This window comes from Microbacterium sp. (assembly GCF_047606685.1).
GTDB lineage: Bacteria > Actinomycetota > Actinomycetes > Actinomycetales > Microbacteriaceae > Microbacterium.
Map to the genome: position 1 here is coordinate 1 of NZ_JASGEC010000009.1, position 14,202 is coordinate 14,202.

Consider the following 14,202-nt stretch of genomic DNA (forward strand, 5'->3'; position numbering starts at 1 on the left):
CACGGCGACCACCGCGACGCTCGTGCGCGCGGCGCGGCGCGCCTGCTCGGCCAGCACGGCGCCGGCGACGGCGCTCGCGTTGCGCAGACATCCCGCGAGCACAAGAGCGCCGGATGCCGCGGCGGCCGCCACGACCTCGGCGCCGTTCGCGGGCGTGGGCGGCCCTTCGACAGGCTCAGGGGCCGGCCCAGCGGCAGGGGCAGGGGCCGGCCCAGCGGCAGGGGCAGGGGCCGGCTCAAAGGCAGGGGCCGGGGCCTCGGCAGGGGCCTCGACCGGCTCGCCGCGGGAGGCGGCATCCGTCGCCGTCGTCGACAGCCCGAGCACGTCGACCACGACCACGATGTCCGCGGGCGCGAGCCGCGCGAGCCCATCGGCGCCCCACTCGAATCTGACCTGATAGCGCGACTGGTCGAACGGCATCGAATCAGCGTAGCTCCGGTGCGAGACTGGGCGGATGCGGGTGTTGCAGAAGTTCACAATCGACTGCGATGTGGATGCCGCGTGGCGCGCGCTGCACTCGCCTCGCGCTGTCGCTGAGCTCTACGGTCCGCTCATCGACCTCGAGCCGCTCGATCCCGGCGGGCTGCCGACGAGCTGGGCCCCGGGCGACGAGGCCGGCGTCGCGCTGTCGGTCGGCGGCGTGCCGCTGGGCCGGCAGCTGATCCACGTCAGCGACCGCACCACGGCCGAGCCGCGCGACGGCGCGCCCGTGCGGATCCTCCGCGACAGCGGCATCCCGATCTCCGGCCCGCTCGCGGGGCTCGACGTGTGGGACCACCAGATCGCCGTCTCGCCGGCGCCCGGCGACCCGGGCCGCACACTGTGGCGCGACCGGCTCGTCATCGGCGGTGCGATGGCTCCGCTCGTGTGGCCGACGCTGTGGGCGATGTGGCAGTGGCGCGGCGCGCGCGTGCGCGCCCTCGCCCCCGGCTGGGCCCACGACCCGGCCCCCGCGACGCGGTGAGGGCCCGCCACCGGCGCAACGCGGGTGGCCAGTCGTGTCGCGGCACGAGCGTGAGCACGGCGGTCGCCGAGGGGCATCCGCGTACGTCCCCGGGATGATCCCGCGACATCAGCGTCGGGAAGGGGCAGAGTGGTGTCATGGCTGAGACATCCATCGGTGTGGTCTGGAACCCTTCGAAAGCCGACGAGGGCGAACTGCGGCGCGCGGTGGCCGACGCGTTCGGCGACGCCGACGTCGCGTGGTGGGAGACGTCGGAGGACGATCCGGGGCGCGGCATGGCCGAGAGCGCGATCGCAGCCGGATGCGGCGTCGTGATCGCCGTCGGCGGCGACGGCACGGTGCGCGCGGTGGCCGAGGCGCTCGCCGGCTCCGAGGTCGAGCTGGGAATCGTGCCGCAGGGCACGGGCAACCTGCTGGCCCGCAACCTCGGCGTGCCCCTCGACGACGTGGCGGCCGCCGTGCGGCACGTCCGCGACGCCAACGGCCGCGCCATCGACTTCGGCCGCGTCGAGTACACGGTCGACAGCGAATCACACGAACGCGGGTTCGCCGTGATGGTCGGCTTCGGCCTCGACGCGCAGATGCTCGTCGAGACCGACGACGACCTCAAGGCCCGCGCCGGATGGCTCGCGTACGTCGAGGCGATGGGCCGCGCCTTCGCGGCCGCCGACGTCGTGCCGCTCACCGTCACGCTCGACGACCGTCCGTCCGAGCAGCTGGAGGCGCACACGGTGCTCGTCGGCAACTGCGGCACGATCCAGGGCGGGCTCGCCATCCTTCCGGACGCACAGGTCGACGACGGCCGGCTCGACGTCCTGATGGTGAGCTCGGAAGGGGCGCTGCAGTGGCTCGACACCGTCAAGTCGGTGGTGTGGGACAACGGCATCAAGCGCCTCCTCGGCAGGGGCGACGAGCCGGCCGAGAGCACGGAGTCGACCGAGCACGTGTCGGTCGAGGCGATCGAGGTCGAGCTCAGCGAGCCGCAGCCGTTCCAGGTCGACGGCGAGGAGATCGGCACGGTCTCGCGGTTCCGCGTGCGCGTCGAGCCCGGAGCTTTGCGCGTGCGGTGATGCCGCGGCGGCTCACGCCAGGCCGTGGTCGAACGCGAAGACGACGAGCTGCACGCGGTCGCGCAGTCCGAGCTTGCCGAGGATGCGGCTGATGTGCGTCTTGACGGTCGCCTCGGAGAGGAACTCGCGAGCCGCGATCTCGGCGTTGGACAGGCCACGGGCGGCGAGTGCGAAGATCTCCTGCTCGCGATCGGTGAGGTCGCGGTACGCGGCGGCAGGCTGCCCGCCGAACTGGGCGAACAGCTCTCGCGTGGCGGATGCCGCGATCACGGCCGACCCGGAGTGCACGGTGCGGATCGCGGCGAGCAGGAACTCGGGCTCGGCGTCTTTGAGCAGGAACCCGCTCGCGCCCTGGCGGATCGCGCGCGCGGCCGCCTCGTCGAGGTCGAACGTCGTGAGCATCACGATGCGCGGCGGGTCGGGGTCGCGCAGCAGCTCGGCGGTGGCGGCGATCCCGTCGAGCACCGGCATCCGGATGTCCATGAGCACGACGTCGGGCCGGGTCGCGCGCACGAGGGCGACGCCCTCGCTGCCGTTCGACGCCTCGCCGGCGACTTCGAGGTCAGGCTGCGAGTCGACGAGCATGCGGATGCCGGCGCGAAACAGCGCCTGGTCGTCGACGAGCGCGACCCGGATCACAGCGCGCCCCCTGCCGCGCCCGGAGGCGCGGCCGCGTGACCGAGCGGAATCGTCGCCCGCACCACGAACCACCCGCCCGCGTCCCCGGCATCCCGCCCCGCCTCGAGCCGCCCGCCCACGAGCTGCGCCCGCTCCCGCATGCCGATCAGCCCGTGCCCCCTCAGCTCGCCCGCGCGAGCGGGCGAATCGACGCGGTTGCGCACGACGAGCTCGACGCGGTCGGCGTGCCACGCGAGGCCGACCGCCACGGGGCCGCCGTCGCCGTGGCGCAGCGCGTTGGTCAGCGCCTCCTGCACGATCCGGTACACCGCCAGCTGCACGGCCGCTCCCACCTCGCCGCGCGGCGCGGGGTCGACGTCGACGCTCAGGTCGATGCCGGCAGCCCGCACCCGCGCGTACAGCGCCTCGAGGTCGGCGAGCGTCGGCTGCGGGCTGTCGCCCTGCGTGTGCCGCAGCCCGGCGAGCAGGCCGCGGACGTCGGAGAGGGCGACGCGCGCGGTCGCCGAGATCGTGTCCAGCGCGGCGGTTGCGGCGGCAGGATCGGATGCCGCGGCGTAGCGCGCCCCATCGGCCTGCGCGATGACCACGGCCAGCGAATGGGCGACCACGTCGTGCATGTCGCGCGCGATGCGCACGCGCTCCTGCTCCGCGACCGTCTCCGCCTCCGCCCGCTCGCGCGCGGCCCGGCTCTCGCGCCCCCGGATCGCGCTGCGCGCGAGCGCGCCGACGGTCCACGACAGCAGCAGCGCGAGCACGGCGGCCGCGTACATGGTGATCCCCGGCACGAAGAGGCGCTGCACGAGCGCGGAGGCCGACCACAAAGCACCGGTGGACGGCACGACCACGTACACGCTGACAGCGGCGGCGCCGACGAACGACGACCCGAGCCCCGCCCAGAAGACCACGCGCGTGCCGTACGCGGCCGTCGCGTACAGCACGCCGAACACCGCCGCGTCGACAGGCAGGGGCAGCAGCCCCAGCCCCATCTGCAGCACGGCGCCTGCCCACGCGACGCCGAGCGCGAGGGCGGGGCTGAGCCGTCGCACCGCGAGCGCGACGCACAGCACGAGCGCGACGACGATCGCGGAGCGCACGTCGGCGCCCATCGCCGCGTAGCGCGCCGCGATGCTCCAGCTGCCGAAGCTTCTCGGCGCAAGCGTCCACGGCAGCGTCACGAGGAACAGCAGCGCGGCCACGCTCGCGTCGACGACGATCTGGTGCGTCTTCAGCTCGCGGAACACGCTCTCACGCTACGTGAGCGCTGTGCCGCAGGCATCCGTCTTCCGATGTATCCACCCCGCCTCCAAAGATGAGGGTTTACGGATGCGTCACAGTCTGAAACGGTGGGGAAACGCGGTAACGCCAGTATCCAAGAACGGCTACGGCTTCCCCCGGGTCCGCGATACGCGCGGCGTCCCGAGCCGCGCTCGATCAAACGGAGGCAGCAGTGACGACGGTGAGAGCAGCCATCAGCCAGACCACCTGGACTGGCGACAAAGAGTCGATGCTCGACAAGCACGAGGGCTTCGCGCGGGATGCCGCGGCCCAAGGGGCGCAGGTCGTGTGCTTCCAGGAGCTCTTCTACGGCCCGTACTTCGGCATCACCCAGGACAAGAAGTACTACCGCTTCGCCGAGTCGGCCGAAGGCCCGATCGTGCAGCGCTTCGCCGCGCTCGCCAAGGAGCTGGGCCTGGTCACCGTGCTCCCGATCTACGAAGAGGCCGAGACCGGCGTGTACTACAACACGTCGGTGCTCGTCGACGCCGACGGCACGATCCTCGGCAAGTACCGCAAGCACCACCTCCCGCACCTCGACCGCTTCTGGGAGAAGTTCTACTTCCGCCCCGGCAACCTCGGCTACCCGGTGTTCGAGACGGCCGTCGGCCGGGTGGGGATGTATATCTGCTACGACCGGCACTTCCCGGAGGGATGGCGCATGCTGGGCCTGAACGACGCCCACATCGTGTTCAACCCGAACGCCACCAAGCCGGGCCTCAGCAACCGGCTGTGGGAGGTCGAGGGGCCGGCCGCGGCGGTCGCGAACGGCTATTTCGTGCTCCAGCCCAACCGGGTCGGCCGCGAGGACAACGAGTACGGCGACCTCGCCGTCGACTTCTACGGAACGAGCCAGGTCATCGACCCGCGCGGCAACTTCGTCGGCGAGCGGGGCTCGGGCGAGCACGAGGAGCTGCTGGTGCGCGACCTCGACCTCGACATGGTGCGCGAGATGCGCGACGACTGGCAGTTCTACCGCGACCGCCGGCCCGACAGCTACGGCAAGATCGCGGAGGCCTGACATGGCGACGACACTCATCACCGGCGGCACGGTGGTCTCGGCCACCGGCCGCGGCGCGGCCGACGTGCTCATCGACGGCGAGACGATCGCCGCCGTGCTCGCGCCCGGCTCGCAGCTGCTCGGCGCCGATCTGAAAACGACCGTCGACACCGTCGTCGACGCCGCCGGCAAGTACGTCATCCCGGGCGGCATCGACGCGCACACGCACATGCAGCTGCCGTTCGGGGGCACGAGCGCGAGCGACACGTTCGAGACCGGCGCGCGCGCGGCGGCGTGGGGCGGCACGACATCCATCATCGACTTCGCGGTGCAGCGCTACGGCGAGCGCGTGCAGGACGGCCTGGCCCACTGGCATGAGCTGGCCGCCGGCAACTGCGCGATCGACTACGGCTTCCACCAGATCATCGGCGGCGTCGACGACGACTCGCTCGCCGCGATGCGGGGGCTGCTCGACGAGGGTGTGTCGAGCTTCAAGCTCTTCATGGCCTACCCGGGCGTGTTCTACTCCGACGACGCGCAAGTGCTCAAGGCCATGCAGGTATCGCGCGAGACCGGGCTGCTCACGATGATGCACGCCGAGAACGGACCGGCCATCGACGTGCTGGCCGCCCAGCTGGCAGAGCAGGGCAAGACCGACCCGTACTACCACGGCATCGCCCGCGCGTGGCAGCTGGAGGAGGAGGCGACGCACCGCGCGATCATGCTGGCGGATGTCACGGGCGCGCCGCTGTACATCGTGCACGTGAGCGCGAAGCAGGCCGTGGCCCAGATCGCGTGGGCGCGCGATGCCGGCAAGAACGTCTTCGGCGAGACGTGTCCGCAGTACCTGTACCTGTCCCTCGAGGAGCAGCTGGGCGCGTCCAGCGACGAGTGGGGCGCGTTCGAGGGCGCGAAGTGGGTGTGCTCGACGCCGCTGCGCTCGCGCGCCGAGGGCCACCAGGACCACATGTGGCAGGCGCTGCGCACGAACGACCTGCAGATGGTGTCGACCGACCACTGCCCGTTCTGCATGAAGGACCAGAAAGAGCTCGGACTCGGCGACTTCCGCGCCATCCCGAACGGCATCGGCTCGGTCGAGCACCGCATGGACCTCATGTACCAGGGAGTGGTGACCGGCGAGCTGACGCTGGAGCGCTGGGTCGAGCTGACCTCGACGACGCCGGCACGGATGTTCGGGCTGTACGGCAAGAAGGGCGTCATCCAGCCCGGCGCGGACGGCGACATCGTCGTGTACGACCCCAACGGCCACACCTCGATCGGGTACAACAACACCCATCACATGAACATGGACCACTCCGCGTGGGAGGGCTTCGAGATCGACGGGCACGTCGACACCGTGATCTCGCGCGGCAAGGTCATCGTCGACGGCGGCGAGTACCTTGGCGCCAAGGGCGACGGGCGGTTCGTCAAGCGCGGCCTGAGCCAGTATCTGGTGTGAGCATGGACTTCGGAGCCGTTCTGCAGACCAATCCGCCCGCCTCGCGCGTGGTCCAGCTCGCCAAGCTGGCGGAGGCGCACGGGTTCAGCCACGTGTGGACCTTCGACTCGCACCTGCTGTGGGAGGAGCCGTACGTCATCTACTCGGCGATCCTCGCCGAGACGCGGCGGGTGACGGTGGGGCCGTTCGTGACGAACCCGGCCACGCGCGACTGGACGGTGACCGCGTCGGTGTTCGCGACGCTCAACGAGATGTACGGCAACCGCACGATCTGCGGCATCGGACGCGGCGACTCGGCGGTGCGGGTCACCAACGGCAAGCCCGTCTCGATGTCGGAGCTGCGCGAGTCGATCCACGTCATCCGCGAGCTCGCGAACTCGCGGCCGGTGAAGTACAAGGGGTCGACGCTGCAGTTCCCGTGGAGCAAAGGATCCGAGCTCGACGTGTGGGTCGCCGCGTACGGCCCGCTGGCGCTCAAGCTCACAGGCGAAGTGGGCGACGGTTTCATCCTGCAGTTGGCCGACGTCGACATCGCCGCGTGGATGATCAAGACGGTGAAGGATGCCGCCGCGGCCGCCGGCCGCGACCCCGACTCGCTCGCGTTCTGCGTCGCCGCTCCGATGTACATCGGCGACGACTGGCAGCACATGCGCGACCAGTGCCGGTGGTTCGGCGGCATGGTCGGCAACCACGTCGCCGACATCGTGACGAAGTACGGCCCTTCGACAGGCTCAGGGGGCGGGGAGGTGCCGCAGGCGCTCACCGACTACATCGCGGGCCGCACCGGCTACGACTACAACACGCACGGCAAGGCCGACAACGACCACGTCGACTTCGTGCCCGACGAGATCGTCGACCGCTTCTGCGTGCTGGGCACGGCCGAGCAGCACATCGAGAAGCTCCAGCAGCTGAAGGACCTCGGCGTGACGCAGTTCGCCGGCTATCTACAGCACGACAACAAGGAGGAGACGCTCCGCGTCTACGGCGAGACTGTCATCCCGGCCCTGTCCACACACATCACGGCCAAGGCATGACGACCCCGCCGCCGCCCACCGCCGCCGCCGACCCCGATTCCGCGAGAGAACAGCCGGTCGCCGTGGGACAGGGAGCTTCCCTACCCCTCGGCGACCGGCTGTTCCCTCGGCGGCGGAAGGGCGGGCGGCGCGGGGTGGCGGTGCTGTGGGGGGCCGTGGGGGTGGCGGCGGTGGTCGGGATATGGGAGGGGTACAAGCTCCTCGGGCCCGCCGAGGGGGTCTCGGTCGGCGAGCTGGTCATCCTGCCGCGCACGCACGATCGTGCGATGCCGCACGTGTGGGACATGATCGCGCGCCTGTTCGCCCCGACCAGCGGCGGCGACACTCCCCCGCTGTGGGTGTCGGTCGCCACGGCGGCCCTCATCACGCTCGGCATCGCCGCGGCGGGCTGGGTCATCGGGGTCGCCGTCGGCGTCGCGCTCGGCGTCGTGATGCAGCGCTGGCGCGTCGTGGAGTGGGGCCTGCTGCCCTGGATCGTCGTGAGCCAGATCGTCCCGCTCATCGCGTTCGCGCCGGTCGTCAACGCGATCGGCAATCAGATCGACCGGGATGCCTTCCCCTGGCCGCAATGGCTGTCGGTCGCCGTCATCGCGTCGTATCTGGCGTTCTTCCCCGTGGCGGTCGGGATGCTCCGCGGGCTCGGCTCGCCCGACGCCATCCATCTCGACCTCATGCGCACGTACGCCGCCGGATACTGGTCCACGCTGTTGCGCCTGCGCCTGCCGGCGGCCGTGCCGCACCTCATCCCCGCGCTGCGCCTGGCGGCCGCGAACGCCGTCGTCGGCGCGGTCGTGGCCGAGGTGTCGATCGGGATGCGCGGCGGCATCGGACGCATGCTCATCCAGCTCGCGGGGCAGGCATCCAGCGACCCGGCCGCGCCGTGGGGCCCGATGTTCGGCTCCATCGCGCTGGGGCTCGTCGCCGCCGGCTCGGTGGCGCTCGTGGGCGTGTGGCTGAGGAACTACCGCAGAGGAGAGGCGACGGCATGACCCTTCGACAGGCTCAGGGGACGGGGCAGGGGCAGGGGACGGGGCAGGGGCAGGGGACGGGGCAGGGGCAGGATGGCACGGCGCCCGCCGTGCGGGCGGCCGGGGTCGGCAAGGTGTTCCCGACGGCCAAGGGCGATGTGGTCGCGCTCACCGACGTCGAGCTCGAGGTCGCCGCGGGCGAGTTCGTGTCGCTCATCGGGCCGTCCGGCTGCGGCAAGTCGACGCTGCTGCGCCTGATCGCCGACCTCGACGCGGCGTCGTCGGGCGAGCTCGAGATCTTCGGCAAGCCCGCCCGCCGCGCCCGCATCGACCAGGACTACGGCATCGCGTTCCAGCAGGCGGGCCTGCTGCCGTGGCGCACCGTCGGCGCCAACATCGCTCTCCCCCTCGAGCTGCACCGCACCGCCCGCGCCGAGCGCGACGCCCGCGTCGCCGAGCTCGTCGAGCTGGTCGGCCTGTCGGAGTTCACCGGCCACTACCCCGACCAGCTGTCCGGCGGGATGCAGCAGCGCGTCGCGATCGCGCGGGCGCTTGCCGCGCGCCCCCGCCTGCTGCTGATGGACGAGCCGTTCGGCGCCCTCGACGAGATGACGCGCGAGTACCTGCAAGCCGAACTGGCGCGCATCGCCGCCGAGACCGGCGCCGCGGTCGTGTTCGTGACGCACTCGATTCCCGAGGCGGTGTTCCTCTCCGACCGGGTCGTGGTGATGAGCCCGCGGCCCGGCCGCATCACCACGATCGTCGAGTCGCGGTTCGACGGCGTGCGCGACGAGGCGCTGCGCGAGTCGCCCGCCTACTTCGACCGCGTCACGGCGGTGCGCGAGGCGCTGCACGGCGCCCCCGTCGAGAGGGCAAACGAGCGATGACAGCCCTTCGACCGGCTCAGGGACCGATGGCCGCGCCGCCGGCGTGGCTCAAAGTCGCCGCGCCGATCGCGGTGGGGGCGATCGGGGTCGCGCTGTGGATCGTCTACGTCGACGTGCTCGCCGCGGCGCCGCGCATGCTCCCCAGCCCGATCGCGATCGGGCGGGAGTTCGCGCTGCGCTGGGGCATCATCTCCGACGACATGGGGGTGACCGGGGTCAACGCCCTCGTCGGCCTGGTCGCCGGGGCGGTCCTGGCGATCGTGCTCGCCGGGCTGGCGGCATCCGTTCGCGCGATCGACGGGATGCTGGCGCCGCTGGTCGCGGCGCTCGCCGTCGTCCCGATCGTCGCCGTCACCCCCATCCTGAACACGATGTTCGGCGCCTCCAGCCAGTTCGGCCGCCAGGCGGTCGCGGCGATCGCGGCGTTCATCCCGGTCTTCGTCAACGTGCTGCGGGGGCTCCGCCAGACCCGGCCCGTGCACCGCGACCTGCTGCGCGCGTACGCCGCCACCGGCGGGCAGTCCTTCCGCGTGCTCACGCTGCCGACGGCGATGCCGTACCTCATGACGGGGGTGCGGATCGCGGCATCCCTCGCCGTCATCTCCGCCCTCGTCGCCGAGTACTTCGGCGGACCCGCCGACGGCGTCGGCACGGCGATCGCCACGTACGCGAAGTCGGGCCGGGCGGCGCTGGCGTGGGCGTACGTCGGCGGCGGCATCCTGATCGGGCTCGCGTTCTTCCTCGTGACCGCGCTGCTGGAGCGGCTCTCGACGAGGAGGCGATCGTCCTGACTCGCACCCGCCCCTGAAACCACCCGGCCCTCGAGCCCGGCAACGAGCCGAGAGCCACACCCGAAAGGAACACAGCAATGAGACACAGCATCCGGCGCGGCCTCGCGGCCGCCGCCACGGCCGCCGCGGCCGCCCTCGCGCTCTCGGCGTGCTCGGGCTCGTCGACTCCGGCGGAGTCGTCCGGCGACGACTTCACGCCGATCACGTCGATCAAGCTGCAGCTGCAGTGGCTGCCGCAAGCCCAGTTCGCCGGCTACTACGTCGCGCAGGAGAAGGGCTACTTCGCCGACGAAGGCTTCGACGAGGTCGAGATCATCCCGTCCGGCGGCGACATCGTGCCGCAGGACGCGCTCGTGGCCGGCGAGGCCGACTTCGCGGTGGCGTGGGTGCCAAAGGTGCTCGGCACGCTCGAGGCGTCCGGCGTCGAGCTGACCGACATCGCCCAGGTGTTCCAGAAGTCCGGCACGCTGCAGGTGTCGTGGAAGGACTCGGGCATCACGAGCGTCGCCGACTTCGAGGGCAAGAAGATCGGCTCGTGGGGCTTCGGCAACGAGTGGGAGATCTTCGCCGCGATGGCCGCCGAGAACCTCGACTCCACGACGGTGGAGATCGTCACGCAGGACTTCAGCATGAACGCCCTGCTGGACAAGGATGTCGACGCCGCGCAGGCGATGACGTACAACGAGTGGGCGCAGATCCTCGAGGTTGTGAACCCCGACACCGGCGAGCTGTACCAGCCCGAGGACTTCAACGTCGTCTCGTACGAGGACACCGAGGGCGCGATGCTGCAAGACGCGATCTGGGCCGACACCGAGCGCCTGAAGGACCCGGCGTACGCCGACGCCGCCGTGCGCTTCCTCAAGGCGGTCACGAAGGGCTGGCTCTTCGCGCGCGACAACCCGGCCGAGGCGGCCGAGATCGTGTACGACATCGCCTCCAACGCCGAGGCCGCCTACCCGGTCGGCCCGGTGCACCAGGAGTGGATGATGAACGAGACGAACAAGCTCATCTGGACCGGAGCGGACTTCGGCCTCGTCGACCAGGCGGCGTGGGACAAGACCGTCGCGGGCGCGCTGGCGGCCACCAACCAGGACGGCCTGAACCTGATCACGACCGACCCGCCCGAGTCGGCATTCTCGAACGAGTACATCCAGAAGGCGCTGGACGAGCTGAAGGCCGAGGGCGTCGAGGTCGGCGGCGAGTACACGCCGATCGAGGTGACGCTCACCGAGGGCGGCCAGTGACGCGTCGCTGACGCGGACGTTGTGGCGGGCGGGTCCGATTCGGACCCGCCCGTTGCGCCGAGACCCGCTCCACGCGTCGAAACCCGCTCCACACGGGCGGGTCTCGACGCGTCGGGCGGGTTTCGGCTCGTCAGGCCGGGGCGATCGGGCGGTGCTCGTAGAACGTCTGCAGCACGATCGTCGTGCGCGTGTTCACCGACGCGGCGGCGCGGATGTCGCGGATCAGCGACTCCAGAGCGCGAGGGGATGCCACGCGCACGAACAGCATGTAGCTCGCCTCGCCGGCGATCGAGTGGCACGCCTCGATCTCGGCGAGGTGCTCGAGCAGCTCGGGCGCGTTGTCGGGCTGCCCCGGGTCGAGCGGCGTGATCTCGACGAACGCGGACAGCGGCTTGCCGACCGCCTCAGCGTCGAGCACCGCGCAGTAGCCGGCGATCACGCCGTCGCTCTCCAGCCGGCGCAACCGGGTCTGCACCGCCGAGACGGAGAGCCCGACGGCGGCGGAGATGTCGGCGAGGGTCGCGCGCGCGTCGCGCGAGACCTCGGCGACGATCGCCCGATCGACAGGATCGTTCATACATGGAAGAATACCGGTAGAACACATTCACCGCCGGAAACTTTCCGGCGTTTGATCCGGATCGGAGGTTCCCATGCCCATGACCGCACACGACACGCGCGCCATCGTCGGAGAGCCCGAGGTTCTGGAGGACGCCGTCGAGACGTCTGCCGCGTGGCTGTGCCTGAAGGAGGCCGCGACCGCGCTGCAGGGCCTGCAGGCGCAGGACGGCTCGATCGGAAGCGACCACGCCGCCGCCCGCGCCCTCGTCGACACGGTCGTCGACGCGATTCGCGAGCTCGCCCCGCGGTTCCCGCACGACGCCGCCTACCTGGAGGCATCCGTCCGCGACTTCGAGCGCTGGGCCGACGCCGGCTTCGGCGTGCCCGACTTCCTCGACTCGCTCGTGGCCTTCCAGCCGCAGCAGCAGCGCGTCGACGGCATCCGCCACCTCGTCGTGTTCCCGATGTACACGCAGAACGGGTCGCGCGACCGCCACGTCGAGGCGCTCATCGTCGAGGTCATCTGGCCGGAGTTCATCGCGCAGCTGGAGACCGAGTACACCAACCGCCTGTTCGTGAGCCTGCGGCTCGTCGACTTCACGCCCGGCTACGACACCAACAGCGCCGTGCTGTTCCCCGAGACCGTCGCGATGCGCGAGATCCCCGCCTTCACGTGGGGCGCGATCTTCCAAGACCGCGAGGCCGCCCGCTACCGGCGCGTCGTGCGCGCGGCATCCGAGATCACCAAGCTCGAGCTGCCCGCCGAGGCCGCCCGCATGCTCGACGACCAGGAGCTCGCCGAGCACACGTTCGTGATGTGGGACATCATCCACGACCGCACGCACATGCGCGGCGACCTGCCGTTCGACCCGTTCATGATCAAGCAGCGGATGCCGTACTTCCTGTACTCGCTCGAAGAGCTGCGGTGCGACCTCACGGCGTTCCGCGAGTGCGTCGCGATCCAACAGCGCCTGCAGGAGCGGAAGGATGCCGCCGCGGCCGGCGAGGCGGTCGAGCCGCTGTCGGCCGTCGAGGAGGAGACGCTGCGCCAGGCCGGCCTCGTGCAGTACGCCGTGATCTTCGACCGCATCTTCCGGTTCGCGATCACCGGGTCGCGCGTGCGCAACTACGACGGGCTGGGCGGCCAGCTGCTGTTCGCGTGGCTGCACCAGCGCGACGTGCTGCACTGGACCGACACGGCGCTCGACTTCGACTGGGACAACGTCCCGGCCGCGGTCGTCGCGCTCGGCGAGGCGATCGACGAGCTGTACTGGCGCTCGATCGACCGGCCGAAGGTCGCGCACTGGCTCGCCGCCTACGAGCTGGTCCGCGCGACGCTGACGCCGCACCCGGCGTCGGCGTGGGCGCGCGGGCTGCCCGACGAGGTGCTCGCCGGCGCCCCAAAGGGCTACACCGACGCCGTGCTGGACGACGAGTTCCCGCTGTCGATGTTCTACGAGGCGCTGGAGAAGAAGATGCGCCCGGTGATCGAGTCGACGGCGGGCATCCGGGCCACGGATGCCTGACGAGCCCGCCCCGGCCCCGGAGCCCGCCCCGGCCCCGGAGCCCGCCCCGGCCCCTGAGCTTGTCGAAGGGCCGGCGAGCGACGAAACGCGGCGGCTCTCCGGCCGCACGGTGCTCGTCGCCGGCGCGACGAGCGCGAGCGGTCACACCGCCACCCGTGCGCTGCTGGCCGCCGGCGCCCGGGTCGTGGCCGTCGGCCACGACCCCGCCAAGCTCGCAGCTCTCGCAGGCCTCGGCGCGCGCGCCGAGGCCTGCGACCTCACCTGCCACGACGCGGTGCTCGAGCTCGCGATGCGGGTGCGCCACGAGGTCGGCCGGGTCGACGGCATCCTGCACCTGGTCGGCGGCTGGCGCGGCGGCGGCGGCCTCGCGGGCCAGACCGACGACGACTTCCGTGTGCTCGAGCACTCGCTCACCGCGCTGCGGCATGTGAGCCGCGCGTTCGACGACGACCTGCGCGCGTCAGACGCTGCCCGCACCGCGATCGTCTCGTCGACCGCCGTGGCCCGGCCACTTGCCGGCGGCGCGAACTACGCCGCCGTCAAAGCCGCCAGCGAGGCATGGATGCGCGCGGTCGCCCAAGGCTTCGCGAAAGCAGCGCGCGATGCCGAGCAGCCGCTGCGCGCGGCATCGGTCGTCTTCCGCGTGAAATCGCTCGCCGGCATCGAGGACTCGCTCGCCGACGCCTTCGTCGCGCTGTGGTCGGCCGACGCAGCCGTCGTCAACGACACCGTTATCGAGCTGGCGCCGTCATAACTCAGTCTGCGCGGCGCCCGACACCCCCGTTCC

Annotated in this window: 14 protein-coding genes and 1 pseudogene; 11 read left to right on the forward strand and 4 right to left on the reverse strand. The window is 71.5% G+C overall.

Annotated features, from left to right (window positions below; genetic code table 11):
* A pseudogene (locus QM611_RS00985) lies at positions 1 to 420 on the reverse strand (hypothetical protein); the annotation flags it as partial.
* Between the two features lie 34 nt (positions 421 to 454).
* Here QM611_RS00985 and QM611_RS00990 point away from each other — a divergent pair.
* Complete coding sequence (locus tag QM611_RS00990) at positions 455 to 964, forward strand: hypothetical protein (RefSeq protein ID WP_415078021.1); 510 nt, start codon at positions 455 to 457, stop codon at positions 962 to 964.
* 137 nt (positions 965 to 1,101) lie between these two features.
* A complete protein-coding gene (locus QM611_RS00995; protein ID WP_415078022.1) occupies positions 1,102 to 2,034 on the forward strand; it encodes a diacylglycerol/lipid kinase family protein in 933 nt (310 codons plus the stop codon).
* A gap of 12 nt (positions 2,035 to 2,046) precedes the next feature.
* Here QM611_RS00995 and QM611_RS01000 read toward each other — a convergent pair whose 3' ends face one another.
* On the reverse strand, positions 2,047 to 2,673 hold the full coding sequence (locus tag QM611_RS01000) for a response regulator (protein ID WP_415078023.1): 627 nt from the start codon (positions 2,671 to 2,673) through the stop codon (positions 2,047 to 2,049).
* Positions 2,670 to 3,914: a sensor histidine kinase gene (locus QM611_RS01005; protein ID WP_415078024.1), complete on the reverse strand. Its 1,245-nt coding sequence runs from the start codon at positions 3,912 to 3,914 to the stop codon at positions 2,670 to 2,672. Before QM611_RS01005 ends, QM611_RS01000 begins: the two co-directional genes overlap by 4 nt.
* 206 nt (positions 3,915 to 4,120) lie before the next feature.
* On the opposite strand from QM611_RS01005, the gene QM611_RS01010 reads away from it, so the two are divergent.
* The 7 genes from QM611_RS01010 to QM611_RS01040 all read left to right on the forward strand — a co-directional run bounded on the left by QM611_RS01010 (position 4,121) and on the right by QM611_RS01040 (position 11,331).
* On the forward strand, positions 4,121 to 4,969 hold the full coding sequence (locus tag QM611_RS01010; RefSeq protein WP_415078025.1) for a nitrilase-related carbon-nitrogen hydrolase: 849 nt from the start codon (positions 4,121 to 4,123) through the stop codon (positions 4,967 to 4,969).
* Between the two features lies 1 nt (position 4,970).
* Positions 4,971 to 6,407, forward strand: coding sequence for a dihydropyrimidinase (gene hydA, locus QM611_RS01015; protein WP_415078026.1), 1,437 nt, complete (start codon positions 4,971 to 4,973; stop codon positions 6,405 to 6,407).
* Between the two features lie 2 nt (positions 6,408 to 6,409).
* On the forward strand, positions 6,410 to 7,441 hold the full coding sequence (locus tag QM611_RS01020) for a TIGR03842 family LLM class F420-dependent oxidoreductase (RefSeq protein ID WP_415078027.1): 1,032 nt from the start codon (positions 6,410 to 6,412) through the stop codon (positions 7,439 to 7,441).
* Positions 7,442 to 7,575: 134 nt separating this feature from the next.
* Entirely contained in the window at positions 7,576 to 8,430 is an 855-nt protein-coding gene (locus QM611_RS01025; RefSeq protein ID WP_415078028.1) for an ABC transporter permease, read from the forward strand.
* Positions 8,427 to 9,296 carry an ABC transporter ATP-binding protein gene (locus QM611_RS01030; protein WP_415078029.1) on the forward strand — a complete coding sequence of 290 codons (870 nt, stop codon included), beginning with the start codon at positions 8,427 to 8,429 and terminating at the stop codon, positions 9,294 to 9,296. Before QM611_RS01025 ends, QM611_RS01030 begins: the two co-directional genes overlap by 4 nt.
* Positions 9,297 to 9,322: 26 nt before the next feature.
* The gene (locus tag QM611_RS01035; RefSeq protein WP_415078030.1) at positions 9,323 to 10,087 is read left to right on the forward strand and encodes an ABC transporter permease; all 765 of its coding nucleotides are present in this window, start codon (positions 9,323 to 9,325) and stop codon (positions 10,085 to 10,087) included.
* 77 nt (positions 10,088 to 10,164) lie between these two features.
* Positions 10,165 to 11,331 carry an ABC transporter substrate-binding protein gene (locus tag QM611_RS01040; protein ID WP_415078031.1) on the forward strand — a complete coding sequence of 389 codons (1,167 nt, stop codon included), beginning with the start codon at positions 10,165 to 10,167 and terminating at the stop codon, positions 11,329 to 11,331.
* A 130-nt stretch (positions 11,332 to 11,461) separates the two neighbouring features.
* On the opposite strand, the gene QM611_RS01045 is transcribed toward QM611_RS01040, so the two are convergent.
* The gene (locus QM611_RS01045) at positions 11,462 to 11,908 is read right to left on the reverse strand and encodes an Lrp/AsnC family transcriptional regulator (protein WP_415078032.1); all 447 of its coding nucleotides are present in this window, start codon (positions 11,906 to 11,908) and stop codon (positions 11,462 to 11,464) included.
* Between the two features lie 73 nt (positions 11,909 to 11,981).
* Between QM611_RS01045 and QM611_RS01050 the strand changes: the two genes are divergently transcribed.
* A complete protein-coding gene (locus QM611_RS01050) occupies positions 11,982 to 13,415 on the forward strand; it encodes a DUF6421 family protein (protein ID WP_415078033.1) in 1,434 nt (477 codons plus the stop codon).
* On the forward strand, positions 13,408 to 14,169 hold the full coding sequence (locus tag QM611_RS01055) for an SDR family NAD(P)-dependent oxidoreductase (RefSeq protein ID WP_415078034.1): 762 nt from the start codon (positions 13,408 to 13,410) through the stop codon (positions 14,167 to 14,169). The genes QM611_RS01050 and QM611_RS01055 overlap by 8 nt, the downstream gene beginning before the upstream one ends.
* Positions 14,170 to 14,202: the final 33 nt, after the last annotated feature.

Bases quoted from the DNA above. Each gene is read 5' to 3' on its own strand.
- QM611_RS00990 (WP_415078021.1), top strand. From the start codon at position 455: ATGCGGGTGTTGCAGAAGTTCACAATCGACTGCGATGTGGATGCCGCG.
- QM611_RS00995 (WP_415078022.1), top strand. From the start codon at position 1,102: ATGGCTGAGACATCCATCGGTGTGGTCTGGAACCCTTCGAAAGCCGAC.
- hydA (WP_415078026.1), top strand. From the start codon at position 4,971: ATGGCGACGACACTCATCACCGGCGGCACGGTGGTCTCGGCCACCGGC.
- QM611_RS01020 (WP_415078027.1), top strand. From the start codon at position 6,410: ATGGACTTCGGAGCCGTTCTGCAGACCAATCCGCCCGCCTCGCGCGTG.
- QM611_RS01030 (WP_415078029.1), top strand. From the start codon at position 8,427: ATGACCCTTCGACAGGCTCAGGGGACGGGGCAGGGGCAGGGGACGGGG.
- QM611_RS01035 (WP_415078030.1), top strand. From the start codon at position 9,323: ATGGCCGCGCCGCCGGCGTGGCTCAAAGTCGCCGCGCCGATCGCGGTG.
- QM611_RS01040 (WP_415078031.1), top strand. From the start codon at position 10,165: ATGAGACACAGCATCCGGCGCGGCCTCGCGGCCGCCGCCACGGCCGCC.
- QM611_RS01045 (WP_415078032.1), bottom strand. From the start codon at position 11,908: ATGAACGATCCTGTCGATCGGGCGATCGTCGCCGAGGTCTCGCGCGAC.
- QM611_RS01050 (WP_415078033.1), top strand. From the start codon at position 11,982: ATGCCCATGACCGCACACGACACGCGCGCCATCGTCGGAGAGCCCGAG.
- QM611_RS01055 (WP_415078034.1), top strand. From the start codon at position 13,408: ATGCCTGACGAGCCCGCCCCGGCCCCGGAGCCCGCCCCGGCCCCGGAG.